The sequence below is a fragment of the Xanthomonas sp. LF06-19 genome, from assembly GCF_034105425.1.
In the GTDB taxonomy this organism is placed as follows: domain Bacteria; phylum Pseudomonadota; class Gammaproteobacteria; order Xanthomonadales; family Xanthomonadaceae; genus Xanthomonas_A; species Xanthomonas_A sontii.
Map to the genome: position 1 here is coordinate 424,062 of NZ_JAXGGH010000001.1, position 22,008 is coordinate 446,069.

Genomic DNA, 22,008 nt, shown 5'->3' on the forward strand with positions numbered 1-22,008 from the left:
CCCGGAACGAAAGAAGGGGCCGCCGTTATAGCCCAATTCGGCGTCGTACCGCAGCCGCGTGCGGCGGTTATTCGCCGGTGCCGGTGCGCGGCACTTCGCTGCGGCTGCCGAAGGCGTGCGACAGCGTGCCGCGATCCACGTACTCCAGCTCGCCGCCGAGCGGCAGGCCCTGCGCCAACCGGCTCGGCCGCACGCCATGCTGACGCGCCAGTTGCGCCAGGTAATGCGCGGTGGCCTCGCCTTCGACGGTGGAGTTGGTGGCGATGATCAGTTCGGCCACCTCGCCCTGCGCCAACCGCGCGGCCAGCCGGTCCAGGCCCAGCTCGCGCGGTCCGATGCCGTCCAGCGGCGACAGCCGGCCCTGCAGGATGAAGTACAGGCCGCGGTAGCCGGTGGCGTGCTCGATCGCCAGGCGGTCGGCCGGCGACTCCACCGCGCACAGCTGCTGGCGATCGCGGGCCGGGCTGGCGCAGATCGCGCAGACCTCGGTTTCGCTGAAATCGCGGCACTGCGCGCAATGGCCGATGCGCTCGATCGCCTCGTGCAACCGCTCGGCCAGACGCTGCCCGCCCTCGCGCTCGCGCTCGAGCACGTGATACGCCATGCGCTGCGCGGTCTTCTGGCCGACGCCAGGCAACACGCGGAACGCATCGATCAGTTGTTCGAGCAGCGGCGAGCTCATTGTGGTTGGGGATTCGGGAGTAGGGATTGGGGATTCGCAAAAGAAACATCGCTGTCACGCGATGTTTTCGTAGGAGCGGCTTCAGCCGCTACGGCTTGACCTGACCGGTCGCGGCTGAAGCCGCTCCTGCAAGAGGAATTCACCGAAGCAGGAAAGGCAGCGCACTCGCGAGACACCGCGAATCCCCACTCCCGAATCCCCAATCCCGGCAACTCAGAACGGCAGCTTCATGCCCGGCGGGATCGGCATGCCGGCGGTGGCCGCGCCCATGCGCGCCTTGGATTCGGCATCGATCTTGTTGGACGCATCGTTGAACGCAGCGGCGATCAGGTCCTCGGCCATCTCCTGGTCGGCGAGGATGCTCGGATCGATCCGCACCTTGCGGCACTCCTTGGCGCCGGTCAGGGTCACGTTGACCATGCCGCCGCCGGCGCTGCCGGTGACTTCCAGCTTGGCCAGTTCTTCCTGGGCGCGCTGCAGGTTTTCCTGCATCTTCTGCGCCTGTTGCATCAGTTGGGCGATATTGCCGCGCATCGTGGTTCACTCATCGTAGGGACGGATGGAATCGGGGACGACCCGCGCGCCTTGCTGCTGGATCAGCGCCTGCACCGCCGGGTCGTTCATGAACGCGGTCTCGGCCGCGTTCTGGCGCTCGCCGCGTTGCCGGTGCGAGCGCTCATGCAGGGTTTCGGCATCGACCGCGATGCCGCTTTCGATGACGATCTTCGGACGCTGACCCAGCGCATCGGCCAGGGCCGCGGCCAGTTCGCCCAGCGAGCGTTCCGACTGCAGGTACTCGAAGCCCGGCGACAGCGACAGCCGCAGCACGCCCTCGGCATGGCTGACGAAGGCGGCGTTGGCGGCGAGTTGCCGCGACGGGCCGCTCAGGCCGCAATCGGCGACCAGTTCCAGCCAGTCCTCGGCGCTGTGCAGCGCGCGCGGCGTATCGGACACGGCGGCGTGGGTGCGCGGCGGCGCCAGCGGCGGCACCATCGCCATTTCCGGTTCGGCGGCGGCGGCCGTGGCCGCGGCCGGAACGACCGCTGGCGCCGGCGTCGCGACGGGCGCGGACGGCGCTGGGCGTGCCGCCGGCGGTGCCGGCGGATCCCATGGCGGATCGAGCGGGGCCGCCGCCGCACTGGGCGCAGCCGCGACGGGCGCAGCGGGAACCTGCGCCGGCGCGGCAACGGCAGGCGCCGCCGGGGCAGCGACAGGCACCGCGGCCGGTGCCGCCATCGCCGCGGCAGGCGCACTGGCAGCGGCCGCCGTCGCATTGCCGTGCCCCTGGGTGGGGGTAGCCGCGCCGGTCGTCGTGCCGGCCGGCAGCGCCGCGGCGCCCATCGGCCGGAACGCCAGCATGCGCAGCAGCGCCATCTCGAACCCGGCGCGCGGGCTCGGCGCCAGGTACAGGTCGCGGCGCCCGTTCAGCGCCATCTGGTACCACAGCTGCACGATCTCCGGCCGCAGGCGCTCGGCCAGCGGCGCGGGGTCCAGTCCGTCCAGCGCGGGCATGGCCGCGCCCGGCACCAGTTGCCGCACCTGGATGCGATGCAGGGCCTCGGCCAGCGCCTCCAGCACCCCGCCCCAGTCGGGCGAGAACTCGGCCAGCCCGGCCACCACCTGCAGCAGCCGCTGCCCATCGGCATCGGCCAGGGCGTCCAGCATCGCCCCGACCTGGGTGCGATCGACCGTACCCAGCATCGTTCGCACCACGTCGTCGCGCAGCGCACCGCCGGCATAGGCGATGGCCTGGTCGAGCAGCGACAGGCCGTCGCGCAGGCTGCCGTCGGCGGCCTTGGCCAGTTGCACGATCGCCGAGGCATCCACCTCGATCTGCTCGGCGGCCAGGATCTTGGTCATCTGCCCCTGGATCTGCTCCTCGTCCAGGCGCTTGAGGTTGAACTGCAGGCAGCGCGACAGCACCGTCACCGGCAGCTTCTGCGGGTCGGTGGTGGCGAGCAGAAACTTCACGTGCTCCGGCGGCTCTTCCAGGGTCTTCAGCAGCGCGTTGAACGCCGCCTTGGAGAGCATGTGCACTTCGTCGATCAGGTAGACCTTGAACTTGCCGCGCGAGGGCATGTACTGCGCGTTCTCGATCACCTCGCGCACGTCGTCCACACCGGTGTTGGACGCGGCGTCGATCTCCAGCAGATCGATGTAGCGGCCGGCGTCGATGTCCAGGCAGGCCGCGCACTGACCGCACGGGTCGGCGCTGGTGCCCTGCTCGCAGTTCAGCGACTTGGCGAAGATGCGCGCGATCGTGGTCTTGCCGACGCCGCGGGTGCCGGTGAACAGGAACGCGTGGTGCACCCGGCCGCTGTCCAGCGCGTTGGTGAGCGCGCGGACCACATGCTCCTGCCCCACCAGCTCGGCGAAACGCTTGGGGCGCCACTTGCGGGCGAGAACGAGATAGGACATCAGGCGACCGTCTTCATCTGAACCGCCATTGTGCCACGCCGGGCCATCGCGATCGTTCAGTCGCCCGGTCATCCGCCATCACGCGCGCGCCGACCTTTGGCGCAGGGCTGCCTGCGACGATGAACAGGGCAAAGGTGACGCCGGTCAGCGCGGCGGCCGCGATTCGCCTTGTGAACGGCGGCCATGACGGCTAGAATTCCCGCCCTTGCCCGGACCGCATGGCCCGCGCAAGACCCGGAGAGGTGTCCGAGTGGTTGAAGGAGCACGCCTGGAAAGTGTGTAAGCGTCTAAACCGCGCTTCGGGGGTTCGAATCCCCCTCTCTCCGCCAGATTCGAATGCGTGTCCTCTCGCAGAATGCTCCCACCTTGGTGGCGGTGTTCAAATGAGGAAAGACCGCGCCACTGGCGCGGTTTCGTCTCTATGGTGGCCCCGTCGGCCCCTCGCGACGCTAGGTCGAAAACCCCGCCAGGGCCGGAAGGCAGCAACGGTATCGATCGACGCGGGCGCCGAGGTCAGCCGGCGGGGTTACCACCCTCGTCCTGCAACGCTGCCTGCCGCATGGACACACATTGCCTGCGCGATGCGCCCTGCCAGGCATGAGCATCCTCGCGGTACGCCACGCCTTCCGCCCGCGTCGGGTCCCTGGCTAGTCGTTGGCACCGGCCGTGGCGACGGCGCACGCATCTCTACAACGGCGGCACCACTTCGGCGCGTATCGATCGACGCGGGCGTCGAGGTCAGCCGGCGGGGTTGCCACCCTTCTACGACGACGAACGATCAGCCTCGATCGCAGGCAGCGGCTGCGCCTATAAGAAAGCAACAGCCACCCCGGCGTGTCATTCGTTCCGGCCGTGGCGACGGCACAGAGATCCTTGCGGCGGCAGGCTATGCCTGGCGCGGTCAGCCGGCGGGGTTACCACCCTTCTCGACGACGAACGATCAACCTAGATCGCAAGCAGCGGCTGCGCCTGCAGAAAGCAACAGCCATCACGGCCTGTCATTCGTTCCGGCCGTGGCGACGGCACAGAAATCCGCACGGCGGCAGGCTATGCCTGGCGCGGTCAGCCGGCGGGGTTACCACCCTTCTACGACGACGAACGATCAGCCTAGATCTCAGGCAGCGGCTGCGCCTATAAGAAAGCAACAACCATCCCGGCGTGTCATTCGTTCCGGCCGTGGCGACGGCACAGAGAGCCTTGCGGCGGCAGACTATGCCTGGCGCGGTCAGCCGGCGGGTTACCACCCTCCTCTACGAAGACACGATCGACACCTGGTCGCGCGCGCCGCTACTCGGGTTGCGGCGCCTGCGCCTCCGGATGCAGCCAGCCCGCATCGCCGTCGCGGTAGCGTTCGCGCTTCCAGATCGGTACGCGCGCCTTGACCTCGTCGATGACGTAACGACAGGCGTCGAACGCGGCGCCTCGGTGCGCGGCGACCACACCAACCCACACCGCCAGGTCGCCGATCGCCAGTTCGCCGACGCGGTGCACGCAGCGCAGGTCGAGGATGGCGAAGCGGGCCAGGGCCTCGTCGACGATGCGTTGGCCTTCGGCCTCGGCCAGTGCGGCGTAGGCCTCGTAGTGCAGGCCGTCGACCGCGCGGCCGTCGTTGTGGTCGCGCACCCAGCCTTCGAAGCTGGCATAGGCGCCTGCCTGGGCGTGCGCCAGCGGCGCGCGCAGCGTGGCGATGTCGAGCGGGTGGTCGGCCAGCCGGAAACGCGGTTCGGTGGACATGGCTCAGCCTCCCGAAACCGGCGGAATGAACACCACTTCGCTGCCGTCGCGCACCGCCTCGTCCCAGCCGACGAAGGCGCTGTCCACCGCCACCCGCAAGCGATCCAGCGGCCAGCGCAGGCCATGGCGGGCATCGAGTTCGGCATACAGCGCGCGCAGGTCGGGCGCATCGGTGCGCACCTGTTCGCGCTCCAGGCCCGCAGCCTCGCGCAGGCTGGCGAAGTACAGCACGCTCACCTGGACGCTCATGCCACGCTCCCGACGTCGCGCTTGCCGCCACGCTTGCCGACCAGCCGCACCGGGCCGATGGTCATCGCGTGGGTCAGCGCCTTGCACATGTCGTAGACGGTCAGCGCGGCGACGCTGGCGCCGGTCAGTGCCTCCATCTCCACGCCGGTGCGGTGCACGGTGCGCACCGTGCATTCGATGCCCAGCACCTGCGGCGAGCGCCAGTCGATGGCGAAGCGGCAGCCGTCGATCGGCAGCGGATGGCAGAACGGAATCAGTTCGTGGGTGCGCTTGACCGCCATCGTGCCGGCGATCACCGCGGTGTCGACGATTCCGCCCTTGGCGCTGCGCAGCGCATCGGCGCGCAACTGCGCGGCCACGGCCGCGGGAAAGCGCACCTGCGCCTCGGCCACCGCCACACGCGCGGTGGCAGCCTTGGCGGAGACGTCGACCATGGTCGGCAATCCCTGCGGGTCCAGATGGGTGAGCGCCGGCGCGACGGCGCGCGCGGACGTGGCGGAGGTCTTCTTGGTCATGGATTGCGCTGCCGCTCCCACGGCGCGATCTTCAAGCGCCGCCGGGGATCGGCGTGCCTTGGTGGAACAGCATGCGCCATTGGCCGTCGCGATACCGCCAAAGCGAACTGTGCAGCGCCTGTCGCGGCGGCTCGCCACCGCCGCTGCGCTCGCTGCGATAACGCAGGTGCGCCAACTCCGGTTCCAGCAGCTGCACATCGATGTCGAATGCACAGTAGCGAAATGCGCCCGACTCAGCCGGTAACGCCTGGAGCACCGCTGGCTTGTCGAAGCAGCGGCCGGAGGCACCGAACTCGACGAAGGCGTCGTCGAGCAGTTCCGCCACGCGCGCCGCCGAGGCACGCACCGCCGGTTCCAGCAATTCCAGTTCCAGCGCGACCAGCGCGCGTTGCACGGCGGCGTCCATGGCTCAACCGCCGATCAGGAACATTTCGACGTGCTTGCCGCGCGTGGCGGTCGCCGCGCCGCGCAGTTCGCTGTAGCGATCGTCGCGGCGTTCCCACAGCGCACGCACGCGTTCGGCCAGCGCCTCCTCGCCCCCCGCCAGCGCCGACCGCAGGTCGGTGCCCTCGCCCGCGAACAGGCAGGTGTAGAGATGGCCGTCGGCGGACACGCGAGCGCGGTGGCAATCGCCGCAGAACGGCGTGCTGACCGAGGTGACGAAGCCGATCTCGCCGCCGCCATCGGCGAACGCATAGCGCGCGGCGACCTCGCCGGAATAGTGCGGCGCCAGCGCCTGCAGCGGCCAGCGCGCGGCGATGCGGTCACGCAACTCGGCGGCCGGCACCACCCGCTCGCGGCGCCAGGCATTGCAGGTACCGACGTCCATGTATTCGATGAAGCGCAGCACATGGCCGCTGCCGCGGAAATGCGCCAACAATGGCAGCACCTGGTCGTCGTTGATGCCGCGCTGGACCACGCAATTGAGCTTGACCGGCCCCAGCCCGGCCGCGACCGCCGCGTCGATGCCCTCCAGCACCTGCGCGATCTCGCCACGGTCACCGGACAGCTTCCGGAACACCGTCGGCTCGATCGCATCCAGGCTGACCGTGACCCGGCGCAGGCCGGCCTCGCGCAAGGCCTGCGCATGCCGTGCCAGCAGCGCGCCATTGGTGGTCATGGCCAGATCGTCCACGCCGGGGATGCGCGCCAGCCGCCGCACCAACTCGGGCAGATCGCGGCGCAGCAGCGGTTCGCCGCCGGTCAGGCGCAGCTTGTTGACGCCGTTGCGGACGAAGGCGCGGGCTAGGGTCTCCAGTTGCGCGAACGACAGCCGCGAAGCGGCGTCGAAGCCGTAATCGTCCGGGACCTTGTCGGCCGGCATGCAGTAGCCGCAACGGAAGTTGCAGGCCTCGATCACCGACAGGCGCAGGTCGCGCAACGGCCGCCCGCGCCGGTCCGCCGGCGTCGCCGACGCGAGCGGCGGGCGCGGCAGCGCGTTCATCCCGCCGGCACCTGCGGCGCGCACGGCGCGGCCAGCGCCACGCGCTCGCCCGGGCACGCCACGCGGTGGCCGCGGGCGCGCAGGGCCTCGGCATCGTCGTCGCTGGCGTAGTGGTAGAGCATGGTCCGTTGCAGCAGCTCTGCGGGGTATTCCCGCTCCAGGTCGTCCACCCCAGTATGCGACGGGTTGCCGTGAAGACCGCAGTCGTGGGCCACCAGTTCGCCGTCGTCGGCATACCGGTTCAGCATTTCCGGGATCGGCCGGGTGTCCCCGCTCCACACCAGCGCGCCCTGCAGGCGCAGGCCGTAGGCGGTCTCCGGCCAGTGGTGGCGCACCGGGAACACCTCCAGGCGCACGCCCTCGTGCCAGAACGCATCGCCCACCGCGATCAGTTGGAACGCATCCCAGAAGTTGGCGCCGCCCTCGGCCAGCACGTTCGGATAGTCGGCCACGCGGCGGTGCAGCAGCGGCACCACCGTCGCCGGCACGTACAGGCGCACCTTGCCGCGACGCTCGGAAAAATAGCTGTCCACGAACAGCCGTTCGAAGCCGGCGACGTGGTCCAGATGCACATGGGTGACGAACAGTGCCTGCGGCATCGCGCCGTAGTGCGCCTGATAGGCGGTCAGCCCCTCGCCGCCGCAGTCGATGGTCAGCCATGGCCGGCCATCGCGCTCGATGGTGGCCATCGGCGAGCCAAGCGCCACCGCCGAAGCATTGCCCACGCCCTGGAAACGCAGCGCCCAGTCCGCCATCAGCAGCCGCGCTCCCAGGCCAGGTCGTAGGCGCGGCGCAGGCGCGCGTAGTCCTTCTCCACCGCATCGACGCTGCGCTCGCCGCGCAGTTTCAGCAGCGAACGACGCAGCCGCTTGAGGTTGCGCTCGCGCCAGCGGGTGGCAGGAATGCGCAGCACGCCGCGGTCGAAGTCGATCAGCCAGCCGCGGCCGTTGCCGTCGAACAGGATGTTCTGCGCGTTGAGGTCGGCGTGATCGAGGCCGGCGCGATGGAAGCGCGCGATCAGCCGCCCCGCCTCCTCCCACGGCGCGCCGCGGCCGGCCAGATGTGCGCGCTCGGCCAGCGAGCGCACGCCCTCCAGCCGCTCCATCAGGATCGCCGCGCGGTAGCGCAACCCCTGGCGCAGATAGCAGGCCGCCAGCGGCCGCGGCACCGGCAGCTTGCGCGCGATCAGCGCGCGCATCAGCCGGAACTCGGCGAAGCTGCGGGTGCGGTCGGCACCGGTCCACAGGTAGCGGTCGCGGACCAGCTTGGCGACCAGCCCACCGCGGCGGTACTGGCGCAGCACGCAACTGCCGAACGGGGCATCGACGAACCAGGCGCCGCCGCGGCCGCCGGCATCCACCGGGCGCGCGCGTTCGCCCCAGGCGGCGGCGGAGAACAGCGCCGGTTCGGCTTGCCGCAGCCGTTCGCGGTCGAACAGAATGGCTCCGTATCCGCGGCCCTCGCGGTACGGCGTCAGCGCTTCGGTGGCGTCGAATGCAACCATCCAGCGAGTCTAACAACACCATGCCGGCAACGCTCCCTTCGTTGTGCCTGTTGCGCCTGTCGGCGCTGGGGGACGTGACCCACGTGGTGCCGCTGGTACGGACCCTGCAACGCGCCTGGCCGCAGGCGCCGGCGTTGCACTGGATCATCGACAAGGCCGGGCACAAGCTGCTCGACGGTCTGCCGGGCGTGGTCTTCCACCCCTACGACAAGCGCAGCGGCCTGGCCGGCATGCGCGCCTTGCGCCGCGCCCTGCCGGCGCCAGGTTTCGACGCGCTGCTGCAGATGCAGGTGGCGTTGCGCGCCAACGTGCTGTCGGCGTTCGTGCCGGCGCGCCGCCGCATCGGCTACGACCGCAGCCGCTCCAAGGACCTGCACGGCCTGTTCGTCAACGAACGCATCCCCGACCGCCCCGGCATCCACGTACTGGAGGCGATCGGCAGCTTCTGCGAGCCGCTGGGGCTGCGCCAGACCGAGGTGCGCTGGGACCTGCCAGTGCCCGAGGACGCCCATGCCTGGGCGCGTGCGCAATGGCCCGAGGACGGCCGTCCGGCGCTGCTGATCTCGCCCTGCTCCAGCCATCAGCGTCGCAACTGGTATGCCGAGCGCTACGCCGCGGTGGCCGACCATGCCGCCGCGCAGGGCTGGCGGGTGGTGCTGTGCGGCGGCCGCAGCGACCTGGAGCGCAGCACCGCCGACGCCATCGTCGCAGCGGCGCGCACGCCGGTGCTCGACCTGGTCGGCCGCGACACGCTCAAGCAACTGCCGGCGCTGCTGCAGCGCGCCGCATTGGTGATGACACCCGACTCCGGCCCCATGCACATCGCCAACGCCATGGGCACCAAGGTGCTGGGCCTGCACGCGGCCAGCAACCCGCGCCGCAGCGGCCCGTATTCGGACATCCGCTACTGCGTGGACAAGTACGACGCGGCTGCGCGCAAATACCTGGGCAAGCCGGCCGCGCAGTTGAAGTGGGGCAGCAAGATCGAGTTCGACGGGGTGATGGAGCTCATCGCGGTGGACGATGCGATCGCCGCATTCGAGCGCTATCGCGCCGACCACGGCCACTGAGCCCGGTTGCGGCGCCCGCGGCGCCGCTCTACCATCGCCGCGCGTCCTGCCGCCGACCCGGCCCGCAGGAGCCGCCGTAAGCGTTTACGTCAATCAACGCGCCAACTGCGCCGGATCCGTCCGGGGCTGTTTCCCGCCCGGGCCTGGCAGGCCGTTGGTGGGTGGCGCCTTCGATCGACCGGCTTACGGAGAGTCCGCAATGTCACGTTCCCCGCTGTTTTCCCGCAAGCTGTCCCCGCGCCACGCCGCCTGGGTGACCCCGCTGCTGCTGTCGGTGCTGATGACCTGCATCGTCTCGATGATCAGCACCCTGCGCAGCGTCGGGCTGGCGCCCGGCGTCGGCACGCTCTGGCTCGGCGCCTGGGCGCTGTCCTGGCTGGTGGCCTTCCCCACCCTGCTGCTGGTGCTGCCGCTGGTGCGGCGCCTGACCGGACTGGTGGTCGCACGCAACTGAGGTGCGGCGCGTTCCGGGAGACGGCAACGCCTCCCGGAACTCTGCCCTCACGCCGAGGCGTTGCGGTAGTCCTGGTAGGACTTCTCTTCCACGTAGCTGGAGCCCAGTGCCAGGTTGATTTCCTTCTTGAGCCGCGCGCGTTCGTCGTTTTCGTAGTACACGCTGCGCGCCAGCTTGATGAACTCCTCGTCGAAGGCCTGCGCCTTCTCCTTGATCCGGATCTCGTCCTCGATCACCCACAGGCGCTCGTTGACCGCCTTCAGTTCCGCGCGCAGGCGCGCCACGTCGCCGCCGGCCGCCGGATGCGCCATCCAGGTCTTTTCCAGCGCCGACAGTTCGGCACGCACATTGGCCAGCTTGCCCGGATCTTCGATGCGCTCGGACTTGATCTGCAGGATGGCGATCTTGTCGAGCAATTCGCCGAAGGACACGGGCACCAGGATTTCGGACATGGCAGACACCAAAAACAGGAGAAAAGAGAGTGTAACGGCCGCGTCTTAAAGCGGCGTCGGCACGCTGTCGCGATCGCCCAAAAACAAAAGGCCCCTGACGGGGCCTGATGCGAAACTGGCGGGAAGGGGGGGATGCACTCGGTGCATGCTGCACCTCGCCCTGCGGGCGACTGCGCCGTGCGCATCGGCTGTCGCCGATGGGTCGAACCCGCGTGGCTTCTCACCCCCCACTCCTGCACCGATCACACTCTGCGACCGCTGGAGGGTGCGCGCGCGATGAAACTGGCGGGAAGGGGGGGATTCGAACCCCCGAGGCGCTATAAACGCCTGCCTGATTTCGAGTCAGGTACATTCAACCACTCTGCCACCTTCCCGGGTGGTCCCCGGCGGACCGGGGGCGTGCATCATACGGTCCCCGCCGCGCGCGGACAAGCGGCCAGGCGCCGAGCCCCCGCAAGCGCCCCGGCGCCGCGGGGCGATGAACCCCGCCTGCTGCGTGCCGCGTGCGGCGATTGCCTGATCCGCGCGCGACCGCGATGATGCCCGTCGACCCCAGAAAACACCGGCCGGCCGCAGGCGCGCAATGATCGAATTCGGACATCTCACCCACGTCGGCCTGCGCCGCGACCTCAACGAGGACACCTACTACGGCGACCACGAACTGGGGCTGTGGCTGGTGGCCGACGGCATGGGCGGCCATGCCTGCGGCGAGGTCGCCAGCGCGCTGGCGCGCGAGGCCATCGTGCGCGAAGTGCGCGGCGGCACCGCACTGGCGCAGGCCATCCGCATCGCCGACGAGGAGATCATCCGCGCCTCGCAGCGCCGCAACGACACCCTGCCGATGGGCACCACGGTGGTGGCGGCGCGGGTCCAGGGCAACCGCTTCGAGGTGGCCTGGGTCGGCGACAGCCGCGCCTATCTGTGGCGCGACGGCAAGCTGGCCCAGCTCAGCCAGGACCACAGCTACGTGCAGGAACTGATCGCGCAGGGCGCGCTCACCGCCGAACAGGCGCGCGCGCATCCGCACCGCAACGTGGTCACCCAGGCACTGGGCGTCACCGATCCGCAGCACCTGAACGTGGCGACGATGACCGGCGAGCTACGCCCGGGCATGCGCCTGCTGCTGTGCAGCGACGGGCTGACCGAGGAAGTGGACGATGCCGGCCTGGCCAACGCGCTGGGCCACGACGACTGCAGCGCGCAGGAGTGCGTGGACATGCTGGTCGCCGCCGCGCTCGACGAAGGCGGCTCGGACAACATCACCGCGATCCTGGTGCGCTGTCACTGAATTCGGTGCGGCGCGGCCGCCGCTCCGTCCGCGCAAACCACGTCAGGGCACCGCTGGATACTGCATTCTCAACGCTCAAGCCGGCCAGGCTGCCCTGCAGGAGCAGTTGCAGCCGCGACCGGGCTTTACCGGGAACGCTCCGTCGCGGCTGACGCCGCTCCTACAACAGACGTCCCATCGTCATTCGAGCGCCCTTCAGCCGGCCACCGCGTCCGCCACGACCGGTTCGGCGTCGTCCCACAGCGCGCGGCCGGCCTTCTTGCGCAGCTTCTCCAGCCGCGCCTGGTGCGCTTCCAGTTCCGAGGCCGTCGGCAACACCCGCGGCCGCGGCAGCAGCCTGGTCATGTCAAATGCCGGACCCTGCGCCGCCGCATGCGCGGCGCCGTCCTCGGCCAGGGCGAAGCCGATTTCCTCCTGGCCGGAGGTCAGCGCGATGTACACGTCGCTGAGGATCTGCGCATCGAGCAGCGCGCCGTGCAGTTGCCGGTGCGAGTTGTCCACGCCCAGCCGCTTGCACAGCGCGTCCAGCGAATTGCGCTGGCCGGGGAAGCGCTCGCGCGCCAGCAGCAGGGTGTCGATCACCGTGGCGCGATCGAGGATGCGGCCGTAGGACTCGCCCAGCCGCGACAGTTCGTAATCCAGAAAGCCCAGGTCGAACGAGGCGTTGTGGATGATCAGCTCGGCGCCGTCGATGAACTCCAGGAATTCGTCGACCACCTCGTGGAATTCCGGCTTGTCGGCAAGGAAATCCAGGGTCAGGCCGGTGACTTCCTGCGCGCCGGGTTCGAAATCGCAGTCCGGGCGCAGGTAGCGATGGAAGTTGCGCCCGCTGGGGCGGCGTTCGAGCAGTTCCACCGCGCCGATTTCGACGACACGGTTGCCCTTCTTCCATTCCAGGCCGGTGGTTTCGGTATCGAGGATGATCTGACGCATGGGACTCGCAGCGGAAAAGGGAGACAAGATCAGGTCGCGCCGGCGGCGCCGCCGGCGCGCACGTGCAGGGCCTGGTTGCGCGCCAGCTGGTCGACCCGCTCGTTGTCCGGATCGCCGTTGTGGCCCTTGACCCAGCGCCAGTCGATCGTATGCCGCTGCGCGGCCGCATGCAGCCGCTCCCACAGATCGCGGTTCTTGACCGGATCGCCGCCGGCGGTCTTCCACTGCCGGCGCACCCAGCCCGGCATCCATTCGGTGATGCCCTGGCGCACGTACTGCGAGTCGGTGTGCAACACGATCTGGCACGGCTCGTTGAGCGTCTCCAGGGCCATGATCGCGGCCATCAGCTCCATGCGGTTGTTGGTGGTGTGCGCCTCGGCGCCGGCCACCTCGCGCTCCAGTCCCTTGTAGCGCAGCAGCGCGGCCCAGCCGCCGGGGCCGGGGTTGCCGAGGCAGGCGCCATCGGTATGGATGTCGACAGTCTTCATGAAACTCCGTGTTCAGATGGAAGCGACCGAGCCGCGCCAGCGGACCGGCGCGCGCAGCGGAATGGGGCCGATGCCGGCGGCGGTGCGTTTTTCCGCCTGCAGCAGGCAGACCGCGCGCAGCGGCGCGGTGGAGGTGGCAGGGCCGACGCCGCCGCGGGTCGGCCACACCGGCCCGAGATAGCGCAGTTGCTCCACGCACGGCAGGCCGACCTGTTCGAGCAGGCCGCGCCAGCTACCTGGCGGACGCGCCACCAGGCCCTGGCGGCGCCAGCGCAGCCGGTACGGGCTCACCGCATTGAGCGCGAACAGCCACAGCCGCCCGCCCGGCATCAGGATGCGCTCGCATTCCTCCAGCAGCGCCGCCGCGTCGGCGGCGAGCACGTGCTGCAGGACGATGGCGTTGACGCTTTCCGACGGCAGCGGCAGTGGCAGCGTGCACACCAGGTCGCCGGCGTAGCCGCAGGCGCTGCGGTGCAGGCGCACGCCCCGCCCCGGCAGCTCGCGCGCGGGGGACGGTAGCGGCACCGGGGCCAGCCACAGCCAGGGCTGCGCGGGGCGCTTGAGCAAGGCGTCGAGGATCAGCGGCTGCTCGGCCTGCAGCAACGCCTGCGCCCCGGCAGTATCAAACCAGGATGAGACGTTGGCTTGACGAGGGAGCGACACGGCAGGCATGGTGCCAATTCTATGCGACTGATCGCCCTGCCCGCATTCCAGGATAACTACATCTGGGCGATCGCCACGGACGACGGGCGTGCGTTGCTGGTCGATCCAGGCCAGGCCGAGCCGGTGCTGGAGGCCGCGGCCCAAGGGCTGCAACCCGCCGCCATCCTGCTGACCCATCACCACGACGACCATATCGGTGGCGTCGCCGCCTTGCGCGAACGCTGGCCGGATCTGCCGGTGTACGCGCCGGACGACCCCCGCATTGCCGGATTTTCGTGCGAGCGGGTCGGAGATGGCGAGGTCGTGAAGGTGCTGGACTGGCAGTTCGATACCCTGGCCGTCCCCGGCCACACCCGCTCGCACCTGGCCTATGTCGGCCACGGCCACCTGTTCAGCGGCGATACGCTGTTCAGCCTGGGCTGTGGGCGCATGTTCGAAGGTACGCCCTCCCAGATGTTGGGTTCGCTGCAGCGCCTGTCCGCCCTCCCGGGGCAGACGCTGGTCTGCTGCGGACACGAATACACCTTGGCCAATGCGGCATTCGCCGTCACGGTCGATCCCACCAACGCTGCCCTGCGGCAGCGCCATCAGGAAGCCCAGGCCATGCGTCACGCTGCCCGCCCCACCGTTCCCGTCACTCTCGCCACCGAACTGGCGACCAATCCGTTCCTGCGCACCGCTTCGGCGGCGATCCAGCAGGCGATCGGCGCCCGGCTCGGCCGGGGGGTGTCCGACGAAGTGGAAGTCTTCGCCGAATTGAGGCGCTGGAAAGACGATTTCCGCGCATGAGGGCGCTGGCGTTGACGGCGGCGCTGACGCTGGCGATAGCGTCGGCGGCGCCCCCCGCGGCGGCCGCGACCCCGCTTGCAGCGGCACTTGAGCAGACCGTAGCCGGCCTGAACGGCCTACCGACGGACGCGGCGGCACTGCCGCCGCCGACCACCCGTAACGGGCACGACATCCTCGCCCGTTTCCGCGACGGCCTGGCCGATGCGCGCTGCGACGCCGGCGCCACCGACGCGCGCTGGCAGCAGCAGTTCTCGCGCGCGCCGTCACGGCTGGCCGACGAGGACGAGGACGTGCTGCCGCTGTTCGGCTACGTGGTCGACGAACTGCGTGCGGCCAACCTGCCGACCGAATTCGCGCTGATCCCGTTCGTGGAGAGCGGCTACCGCCCGGCGGCGCGCAACAGCAGCGGCCCCGCCGGCCTGTGGCAGTTCATCCCGGGCACCGCGCGCAACCACGATGTCCCGCTGGAGAACGGTTACGACGGCCGTCTGTCCGCGGTGGACTCCACCCGCGCCGCAGTGCGCTATCTGAAGACCCTGCACGGCATGTTCGGCGGCGACTGGCGCCTGGCGATCATGGCCTACAACGCCGGCGAATACCGCGTGCTGCAGTCGATGCGCCGCGCCGGCATGAACGCGCAGAACGCGCAGCCGGACAAGCTGCCCGGGCTGTCCTCGGTCACCTACGCCTACGTCGAGAAACTGCACGCGCTGGCCTGCGTGCTGGAACAGGCGCAGACCCGCGACGAATGGATGGCCTCGCTGGACCGCGACGTGCCGATCCTGCAGGCGCAGACCCTGCCCGCCGGCATGGCACTGGACGAATGGGCGCGGCGCCAGGCGCTGCAGGGCAATCAGCTCGCCCGGCTGAACCCGGCCCTGGGCAGTGGCCGCAGCACCAAGCGCGCGCTGCCGGTGCTGGCGCCGCGCAGTCTGGGCGGCCCCGTGCTGGCCCAGGACACCGCGCCGCCGGCGCAGGACGACGCCCCGGTCGTCGCCACCGTGGCCAGCGCCGACGACACTCCCGCGCCGAACCGTGCCACGCGCGCCGGCGCACGCTCCCGCCACACGCACACCGTGCGCGACGGCGACACCGCCTGGAACATCGCCAAGCGCTACGGCATCACCGTGCAGGCGCTGCTGATGAAGAACGGCCTGTCCGCGCGCAGCGTGCTGCGTCCCGGCATGGTGCTGAGCTACGAGGACTGATCGCACTCCCGCTGCGGCGGGACGAGGCCCGGCCCATGCTGCAACGTCCGCGGATGTGCCGCCACGCTGCGGGGATGACCACCCGTTTCCTCGGCCCGATGGGCACCTACGATCAGCATGAGCGCCTGGAAGGCAGGCGTATCGCCACGTCCAGCCGCTAGCGCAACTGCGCGCACGCGCCATCGGCAACAGACTCTGTTTCGATGGCCGCCAGCAGGGACAGCGCATCGCGCCGGCCAAGGTAGCGACGTAACGCGCTTGCCGCCCATTCGCGCCACTGAAGGCATGCCGGCCATCGGCAGGCGCACGTCCACACTTGCGTCAACGTTGCGCGCCTCCCCCACAGCAAATCGCACACGCCGATAAACCACGCACCTGAAACGCAACAGGCCCGGCAATGCCGGGCCTGTTGCGTGCCGCTTTGCGCTGTCGAAGCAGCGGTTACAGCTGCGATTCCTGCACGCTGATCTTGAAGTGCTTGCGCATCGCATCGACGTAGGCCTTGGCATCGGCCTCGCCTTCGATCCGCGCCAGCTGCTGCTGGAACATCGTCTGCTGCTCGGCCGGCACCTTGCTCAGGTCGCCCGGCGTCACCTTGGTGACCGCAAACAGCGCATAGCGCTTGCCCACGGTGCCCGGCGCGGCAGGCAGCTCGACCTTGCCCACCGACGGCTTGCCGTCGGCCGGCTGCGGCGCGCTGAAGATCGCCTGGCTGGCCTGCGCACTCGGCATCGGCACGTTGCGCGGCAGACCCGGCATCGGGTTGATCTGCAGCTTCTCCGGGCCGGCCAGGGCCTGCAGGGTCTCGCCCTTGCGCAAACGCTCCAGCAGCGCATCGGCCTTGGCAGCGGCAGCCTTGGCGGTGCGGTCGGCATGCACCGCGGCCACGACCTGTTCGTGCACCTTGGCCAGCGGCTGGATCTGCTCCGGCTGGTGCTGGGTCACGCGGATCAGCACGCTGTGGTTCGGCCCCAGGTTGATCGGGTCGCTGACCGTGCCGTCCTGCACCAGGGTGTCGGAGAACGCGGCGCGCAGCACCGCCGGCTGTGCGGCAATGCCGCTGGCGGTGGCGCGCGAGAACGGTCCCAGCGTCTGCACCGGCAGTCCCACTTCCTTCGCCGCCGAAGCCAGCGCGGTCGGGTTCTTGTAGACCAGGTCCACCAGCTTGCCGCTCAGGTCGCTGAAGGCCTTCTCGCCGTCTGCCTTCAACTGCTCGCTGGCGAGCTGGTCGCGCACCTGCTCGAACGACTTGCCTTCGCCGCCCTTGACCTGGCGCAGCTGGATCACGTGATAGCCGAATTCGCTCTTGATCGGGCCGACGATCTCGCCGGGCTTCATCGCGAACAGCGCGTCCTCGAACGGCTTCACCATCACGCCCTTCTCCACCCAGCCCAGATCGCCGCCGGCGTTCTTGGAACCAGGGTCATCGGAGTTGGCGCGGGCCAGCGCGGCGAAATCGGCGCCGGGCTGCTTGGCTTCGGCCGCCAGCTTGGCCGCCTTGGCCTCGGCCGCCTTCTGCGAGGCCGCGTCCTTGCCGGCGCTGATCAGGATGTGCGAAGCCAGCCGCTGATCGGGCTCGACGAAGCGCGCCTTCTCGTCGTCGTAGCGCTTGCGCAGCGTCGCCTCGTCGGCCGGCTTGACCGGCGGCAGGCTGGCCGCGTTGAGGTCGACGTACTCGATCGTCACGGTTTCCGGCTGCTTGAAGTCGGACTTGTGCGAGTCGTACCACTGCTGCACCTGCGCGTCGCTGACCGGTGCGGTGTCGGCCGGCATTTCCGGCAACAGCGCCATCTCCACGTCGCGGGTCTCGCCCAGCATCTTCAGCAGGCGCTCGGTTTCCGGCTTGGTGGCGAACGCCGATTCGGCGATGCCCGACGGAATCACCGACTGCTGCAGCGCGTCGCGCACCAGTTGCTGGAACATGGTCGGCGTACGCGGCGGCGTGCCCGAGGCCAGAGCCAGGCGGTAGCGCTCCGGATCGAACTTGCCGTCGTTCTGGAACGCAGGCATGGAGCTGATGTAATCGCGCACCGCGGCATCGCCGATGACCACGCCGGCGCGTTCTGCCGACAGCTTCGCCACCTGCTCGTCGATCAGCTGATCGAGCAGCTTGCGCTTGTTGTCGATGCTTTCGAACGCGCGCGGATCGAAGTTCTCGCCCTGCTGTTCGCGCGCCTGGATGCGCGCCTGCTCGAAGCGGGTACGGAACTGCTCCGTGCTCACTTCGTGGTGCTGCCACAGCAGCGACACCGGCCACCACGACGGCGCCGACGACCACCACGACGGCGGCGCCTGCACCTTGGCGACATTGTTGGCACCGACGCCACCGAGGTAGCTGTTGTCGATGACGAACAGGAACGGAATCATCAACAGACCGATGATCGCGGTGGCGATCCAGCCCGAGGTCTTTTCGCGAAGTTTCTGCAGCATTGGGAACCGACGGCCTATTGGCGAGCCGCGCAGTTTAACCCGCTTCACGCCTTGCGGCAGAACCGGCGGCCCGGCAACCCGCGCCGCTCATGCGTCGAAGCGGCGAATCCGGAGCGCATCGACGACCAAACCAGCGCACTGCGGAAAAAAAGAAACCCCCGATCGCTCGGGGGTTTCGCGTACAAATGGCGGAGTGGACGGGACTCGAACCCGCGACCTCCGGCGTGACAGGCCAGCATTCTAACCGACTGAACTACCACTCCGCGTTTGAACGGAGGCGGGCGCGAGGCCCGCTTTCCCGCAAAGGCCGGGCCGACGCTGGCGCGTGGCGGCGACTGCGAGAAACGAAACCCCCGATCGCTCGGGGGCTTCAGTACAACTGGCGGAGTGGACGGGACTCGAACCCGCGACCTCCGGCGTGACAGGCCAGCATTCTAACCGACTGAACTACCACTCCGCTTTTGAAACTTGTCGCTCGGTGCTCTGGTGGGTGCTGAGGGTTTCGAACCCCCGACCCTCTCCGTGTAAAGGAGACGCTCTACCGCTGAGCTAAGCACCCTAGCGAGTCGATTAGTTTACGGCATCCTTCAGCGCTTTACCAGCCTTGAACGTCGGATTCTTCGACGCCGCGATCTTGATGGAGTCGCCGGTCTTCGGGTTGCGGCCGGTGCGCTCGGCACGGTCGCGCACCTGGAAGGTGCCGAAGCCCACGAGCGTGACGCTGTCGCCCTTCTTCAGGGCCTTGGTCACTTCCGACACGAAGGCGTCGATGGCACGACCGGCTTCGGCCTTGGAGATGTCGGCGGCAGCGGCGATCGCGTCGTTCAGTTCGGCTTTATTCATTTCTTGATGACTCCATGTGCGGCAGAAGACCGCGGATTGAGGATCGGGTGTCGGCGTGGCCTGCCTCGCCTGGGCGAGACCCCGATGGATATGTTTTTCACTACCAAGCACGCCCGTTCGCGGTGCTCGCAAGCGCTGCATTTATACCAGCGGGCCCATACCCGCGCAAGCCGAAAAGCCAACAACGGCGCGGGTTTGAGCCGTTTGCGCGGGTGCGGTTCAGCGCGCGTCAGTGCTTGACGCGCGGGTTCGAGGATGCTTTCTGCTTGCGCCGCGACGGTGCCTGTTCGGCGTCGGCGGCGGGCTTGGGCGCGAGCGGACGCTCCAGTGCCAGATCCAGCACTTCGTCGATCCACTTCACCGGCACGATCTTCAGATCGCGGGTGACGTTCTCCGGGATGTCGGCCAGATCCTTGCGGTTCTCCTCGGGGATCAGCACGGTGCGGATGCCGCCGCGCAATGCGGCCAGCAGCTTCTCCTTGAGTCCGCCGATCGCCGAGACGCGGCCACGCAGGGTGATCTCGCCGGTCATCGCCACCTCCGACTTGACCGGCACCTTGGTCAGCATCGACACCAGCGAGGTCACCATCGCGATGCCGGCACTGGGGCCGTCCTTCGGCGTGGCGCCGTCGGGCACGTGCAGGTGCACGTCGTGCTTCTGCAGGAAGTCCGCCTCGATGCCGAGCCGTTCGGCGCGCGAACGCACCACCGACAATGCGGCCGACGCCGATTCCTTCATCACGTCGCCGAGCTGGCCGGTCAGGATCACCGCGCCCTTGCCCGGGACCAGGGTCGATTCGATCTGCAGCAGATCGCCGCCGACCTCGGTCCAGGCCAGGCCGGTCACCAGGCCGATCTCGTTCTGCTCCTCGGCGCGACCGAAGTCGTAGCGGCGCACGCCCAGGTACTTGTCCAGGTTCTTCGAGCCGACGCTGACGCGCGCCTTGTCCTTGCGCGCGGCGCCCTTCTTCGCTGCGGCCTTCTTCGCCGGGGCGGCCGGCTGCGGACCGGCCAGGGCGATCTCCTTGACCACCTTGCGGCAGATCTTGGCCACTTCGCGCTCGAGGTTGCGCACGCCGGATTCGCGCGTGTAGTAGCGCACGATGTCGCGGATCGCGTCGGCGCCGATCTCCAGCTCGTCCTGCTTCAGGCCATTGGCCTTGAGCTGCTTGGGCACCAGATAGCGCGTCGCGATGTTGAGCTTCTCGTCCTCGGTGTAGCCGGGGATGCGGATCACCTCCATGCGGTCCAGCAACGGGCCGGGGATGTTCAGCGAATTGGAGGTCGCCACGAACATCACTTCGGACAGGTCCAGGTCCACTTCCAGGTAGTGGTCGTTGAAGGCGTTGTTCTGCTCGGGGTCGAGCACTTCCAGCAGCGCCGAGGACGGATCGCCGCGGAAATCCATCGACATCTTGTCGATCTCGTCGAGCACGAACAGCGGGTTCTTGCTGCCGACCTTGTTGAGGTTCTGCACGATGCGGCCCGGCATCGAGCCGACGTAGGTGCGGCGATGGCCGCGGATCTCCGCCTCGTCGCGCACGCCGCCCAGCGACATGCGCACGAACTTGCGGTTGGTGGCCTTGGCGATGGACTGGCCCAGCGAGGTCTTGCCCACGCCCGGCGGTCCGACCAGGCACAGAATCGGCCCCTTCATCTGCTTCACCCGCGACTGCACCGCCAGGTACTCGAGGATGCGGTCCTTGACCTTCTCCAGGCCGTAGTGATCGGCGTCGAGGGTTTCCTGCGCGACCTTCAGGTCCTTGCGCACCTTGCTGCGCTTCTTCCACGGCACGCCCAGCAGCCAGTCGAGGTAGTTGCGTACCACCGCGGCTTCGGCCGACATCGGCGACATCTGCTTGAGCTTGTTGAGTTCGGCCTTGGCCTTGGTCTCGACCGGCTTGGGCATGCCGGCCTCGGCGATCTTGCGCGCCAGCTCCTCCAGCTCGCCTGGCGCGTCGTCGAGGTCGCCCAGTTCCTTCTGGATCGCCTTCATCTGCTCGTTGAGGTAGTACTCGCGCTGGCTCTTCTCCATCTGCGACTTGACCCGGCCGCGGATGCGCTTTTCCAGCTGCTGCACGTCGATCTCGCCGTCGACCAGGCCGACCAGCATCTCCAGGCGTTCGCCCACTTCCAGGGTTTCCAGCAGGCGCTGCTTGTCGGCCAGGCGCACGCCGATGTGCGCGGCGATGGTATCGGCCAGGCGGCCGGGCTCGTCGATGCCGGACAGGGTCTGCAGCAGCTCCGGCGGCAGCTTGCGGTTGGTCTTGACGTACTGCTCGAACAGCGACATCAGCGAGCGCGCGATCGCCTCGACTTCGCGCTCCTCGCGCGATTCGGCGGCATCGATCTCGCGGCCTTCGCCCTGCAGCGCGCCGTCGCGCTCGGCGACCTTGTCGACGCTGACCCGCGACAGGCCCTCGACCAGCACCTTGATGGTGCCGTCGGGCAGCTTCAGCAGTTGCAGCACCTGCGCCAGCGTGCCGACGTTGTACAAGTCGGCCGCCGCCGGGTCGTCGGTCTCGGCGGACTTCTGCGCGACCAGCAGGATGCGCTTGTCGGCCTCCATCGCGTGCTCGAGCGCGCGCATGGATTTGTCGCGACCGACGAACAGCGGGATGACCATGTGCGGAAAGACCACGACGTCGCGCAACGGCAGGACCGGCAGGTCGAGGACTTCGGATTGGGACTGGGCCATGAGGATTCCGATTTGGGAGGCGGGAACGCGATGCGGGCGGCCATAAAAACGCCGATGGCCCCGTTATGGGGCCATCGGCTGGACGATGCAAGGGGAGCGCATAACCCCTTTATGTTTCAGCGACTTACCGGCAGGCACGGGGCGCG

Annotated in this window: 22 protein-coding genes, 5 tRNA genes and 1 other RNA gene; 7 read left to right on the top strand and 21 right to left on the bottom strand. The window is 69.0% G+C overall.

All coding sequences use genetic code 11. The features are described 5' to 3' along the window. Positions 1-67: 67 nt before the first annotated feature. From recR to dnaX, 3 genes are all read right to left on the bottom strand, one after another. Positions 68-682, bottom strand: coding sequence for a recombination mediator RecR (recR, locus tag SLW55_RS01825; RefSeq protein ID WP_017909283.1), 615 nt, complete (start codon positions 680-682; stop codon positions 68-70). Between the two features lie 213 nt (positions 683-895). Beyond that, on the bottom strand, positions 896-1,216 hold the full coding sequence (locus SLW55_RS01830) for a YbaB/EbfC family nucleoid-associated protein (protein ID WP_017909282.1): 321 nt from the start codon (positions 1,214-1,216) through the stop codon (positions 896-898). A gap of 6 nt (positions 1,217-1,222) precedes the next feature. Then, the gene (dnaX, locus tag SLW55_RS01835; RefSeq protein WP_320744431.1) at positions 1,223-3,100 is read right to left on the bottom strand and encodes a DNA polymerase III subunit gamma/tau; all 1,878 of its coding nucleotides are present in this window, start codon (positions 3,098-3,100) and stop codon (positions 1,223-1,225) included. Between the two features lie 236 nt (positions 3,101-3,336). On the opposite strand from dnaX, the gene SLW55_RS01840 reads away from it, so the two are divergent. Together SLW55_RS01840 and ffs are read left to right on the top strand one after the other, a co-directional pair. After that, a tRNA-Ser gene (locus SLW55_RS01840) sits at positions 3,337-3,429 on the top strand. Between the two features lie 101 nt (positions 3,430-3,530). Beyond that, an RNA gene (gene ffs / locus SLW55_RS01845) (signal recognition particle sRNA small type) lies at positions 3,531-3,627 on the top strand. 760 nt (positions 3,628-4,387) lie between these two features. Here ffs and SLW55_RS01850 read toward each other — a convergent pair. The 7 genes from SLW55_RS01850 to SLW55_RS01880 are packed head-to-tail and all read right to left on the bottom strand — an operon-like array spanning position 4,388 to position 8,546. Next, the gene (locus tag SLW55_RS01850) at positions 4,388-4,834 is read right to left on the bottom strand and encodes a molybdenum cofactor biosynthesis protein MoaE (protein ID WP_320744432.1); all 447 of its coding nucleotides are present in this window, start codon (positions 4,832-4,834) and stop codon (positions 4,388-4,390) included. A 3-nt stretch (positions 4,835-4,837) separates the two neighbouring features. Beyond that, positions 4,838-5,083, bottom strand: a complete 246-nt coding sequence (locus SLW55_RS01855; protein WP_017915900.1) for a MoaD/ThiS family protein — start codon at positions 5,081-5,083, stop codon at positions 4,838-4,840. Then, the gene (gene moaC / locus SLW55_RS01860) at positions 5,080-5,598 is read right to left on the bottom strand and encodes a cyclic pyranopterin monophosphate synthase MoaC (protein WP_043092946.1); all 519 of its coding nucleotides are present in this window, start codon (positions 5,596-5,598) and stop codon (positions 5,080-5,082) included. The genes SLW55_RS01855 and moaC overlap by 4 nt, the downstream gene beginning before the upstream one ends. Before the next feature lie 31 nt (positions 5,599-5,629). Then, positions 5,630-6,004, bottom strand: a complete 375-nt coding sequence (locus SLW55_RS01865; RefSeq protein ID WP_043092947.1) for a nuclear transport factor 2 family protein — start codon at positions 6,002-6,004, stop codon at positions 5,630-5,632. Positions 6,005-6,007: 3 nt separating this feature from the next. Continuing rightward, positions 6,008-7,042 (bottom strand): GTP 3',8-cyclase MoaA, encoded by a 1,035-nt coding sequence (gene moaA, locus SLW55_RS01870; RefSeq protein ID WP_320744435.1) that lies wholly within the window; start codon positions 7,040-7,042, stop codon positions 6,008-6,010. Beyond that, positions 7,039-7,797 (bottom strand): MBL fold metallo-hydrolase, encoded by a 759-nt coding sequence (locus SLW55_RS01875; RefSeq protein WP_320744437.1) that lies wholly within the window; start codon positions 7,795-7,797, stop codon positions 7,039-7,041. Before SLW55_RS01875 ends, moaA begins: the two co-directional genes overlap by 4 nt. Further along, positions 7,797-8,546, bottom strand: a complete 750-nt coding sequence (locus SLW55_RS01880; RefSeq protein ID WP_017914809.1) for a 3-deoxy-D-manno-octulosonic acid kinase — start codon at positions 8,544-8,546, stop codon at positions 7,797-7,799. The genes SLW55_RS01875 and SLW55_RS01880 overlap by 1 nt, the downstream gene beginning before the upstream one ends. A 20-nt stretch (positions 8,547-8,566) precedes the next feature. Here SLW55_RS01880 and SLW55_RS01885 point away from each other — a divergent pair, with 20 nt between their 5' ends. Together SLW55_RS01885 and SLW55_RS01890 are read left to right on the top strand one after the other, a co-directional pair. Further along, entirely contained in the window at positions 8,567-9,616 is a 1,050-nt protein-coding gene (locus tag SLW55_RS01885) for a glycosyltransferase family 9 protein (protein ID WP_267113470.1), read from the top strand. Between the two features lie 199 nt (positions 9,617-9,815). Continuing rightward, positions 9,816-10,070 (top strand): DUF2798 domain-containing protein, encoded by a 255-nt coding sequence (locus SLW55_RS01890; RefSeq protein ID WP_043092951.1) that lies wholly within the window; start codon positions 9,816-9,818, stop codon positions 10,068-10,070. A 47-nt stretch (positions 10,071-10,117) separates the two neighbouring features. Here the strand turns inward: SLW55_RS01890 and SLW55_RS01895 are convergent, their stop codons facing one another. After that, positions 10,118-10,522: a DUF6165 family protein gene (locus tag SLW55_RS01895; protein ID WP_017907820.1), complete on the bottom strand. Its 405-nt coding sequence runs from the start codon at positions 10,520-10,522 to the stop codon at positions 10,118-10,120. A gap of 283 nt (positions 10,523-10,805) precedes the next feature. Beyond that, positions 10,806-10,896 (bottom strand) — tRNA-Ser (locus SLW55_RS01900). Positions 10,897-11,105: 209 nt separating this feature from the next. Here SLW55_RS01900 and SLW55_RS01905 point away from each other — a divergent pair. Then, the gene (locus tag SLW55_RS01905; RefSeq protein ID WP_017907821.1) at positions 11,106-11,810 is read left to right on the top strand and encodes a protein phosphatase 2C domain-containing protein; all 705 of its coding nucleotides are present in this window, start codon (positions 11,106-11,108) and stop codon (positions 11,808-11,810) included. Between the two features lie 195 nt (positions 11,811-12,005). On the opposite strand, the gene dnaQ is transcribed toward SLW55_RS01905, so the two are convergent. The 3 genes from dnaQ to SLW55_RS01920 are packed head-to-tail and all read right to left on the bottom strand — an operon-like array spanning position 12,006 to position 13,903. Next, the gene (dnaQ, locus tag SLW55_RS01910; RefSeq protein ID WP_267100307.1) at positions 12,006-12,743 is read right to left on the bottom strand and encodes a DNA polymerase III subunit epsilon; all 738 of its coding nucleotides are present in this window, start codon (positions 12,741-12,743) and stop codon (positions 12,006-12,008) included. A gap of 29 nt (positions 12,744-12,772) precedes the next feature. Next, the gene (gene rnhA / locus SLW55_RS01915; RefSeq protein ID WP_267100308.1) at positions 12,773-13,231 is read right to left on the bottom strand and encodes a ribonuclease HI; all 459 of its coding nucleotides are present in this window, start codon (positions 13,229-13,231) and stop codon (positions 12,773-12,775) included. 12 nt (positions 13,232-13,243) lie between these two features. Continuing rightward, complete coding sequence (locus SLW55_RS01920; protein WP_267100309.1) at positions 13,244-13,903, bottom strand: hypothetical protein; 660 nt, start codon at positions 13,901-13,903, stop codon at positions 13,244-13,246. 12 nt (positions 13,904-13,915) lie between these two features. Between SLW55_RS01920 and gloB the strand changes: the two genes are divergently transcribed. Both gloB and SLW55_RS01930 read left to right on the top strand, forming a co-directional pair. Next, on the top strand, positions 13,916-14,683 hold the full coding sequence (gloB, locus tag SLW55_RS01925; RefSeq protein WP_267100310.1) for a hydroxyacylglutathione hydrolase: 768 nt from the start codon (positions 13,916-13,918) through the stop codon (positions 14,681-14,683). Then, positions 14,680-15,891, top strand: a complete 1,212-nt coding sequence (locus SLW55_RS01930; RefSeq protein WP_267100311.1) for a lytic transglycosylase domain-containing protein — start codon at positions 14,680-14,682, stop codon at positions 15,889-15,891. Before gloB ends, SLW55_RS01930 begins: the two co-directional genes overlap by 4 nt. A 441-nt stretch (positions 15,892-16,332) precedes the next feature. On the opposite strand, the gene SLW55_RS01935 is transcribed toward SLW55_RS01930, so the two are convergent. The 6 genes from SLW55_RS01935 to lon form a co-directional block, all read right to left on the bottom strand. Beyond that, entirely contained in the window at positions 16,333-18,321 is a 1,989-nt protein-coding gene (locus SLW55_RS01935; RefSeq protein ID WP_320744438.1) for a peptidylprolyl isomerase, read from the bottom strand. 186 nt (positions 18,322-18,507) lie between these two features. After that, positions 18,508-18,584, bottom strand: a tRNA-Asp gene (locus SLW55_RS01940). A 117-nt stretch (positions 18,585-18,701) separates the two neighbouring features. After that, positions 18,702-18,778 (bottom strand) — tRNA-Asp (locus SLW55_RS01945). 27 nt (positions 18,779-18,805) lie between these two features. Further along, positions 18,806-18,880 (bottom strand) — tRNA-Val (locus tag SLW55_RS01950). An 11-nt stretch (positions 18,881-18,891) separates the two neighbouring features. Then, positions 18,892-19,305, bottom strand: a complete 414-nt coding sequence (locus tag SLW55_RS01955; protein ID WP_267104330.1) for an HU family DNA-binding protein — start codon at positions 19,303-19,305, stop codon at positions 18,892-18,894. A gap of 88 nt (positions 19,306-19,393) precedes the next feature. Further along, positions 19,394-21,862 carry an endopeptidase La gene (gene lon, locus SLW55_RS01960; RefSeq protein WP_043092956.1) on the bottom strand — a complete coding sequence of 823 codons (2,469 nt, stop codon included), beginning with the start codon at positions 21,860-21,862 and terminating at the stop codon, positions 19,394-19,396. Positions 21,863-22,008: the final 146 nt, after the last annotated feature.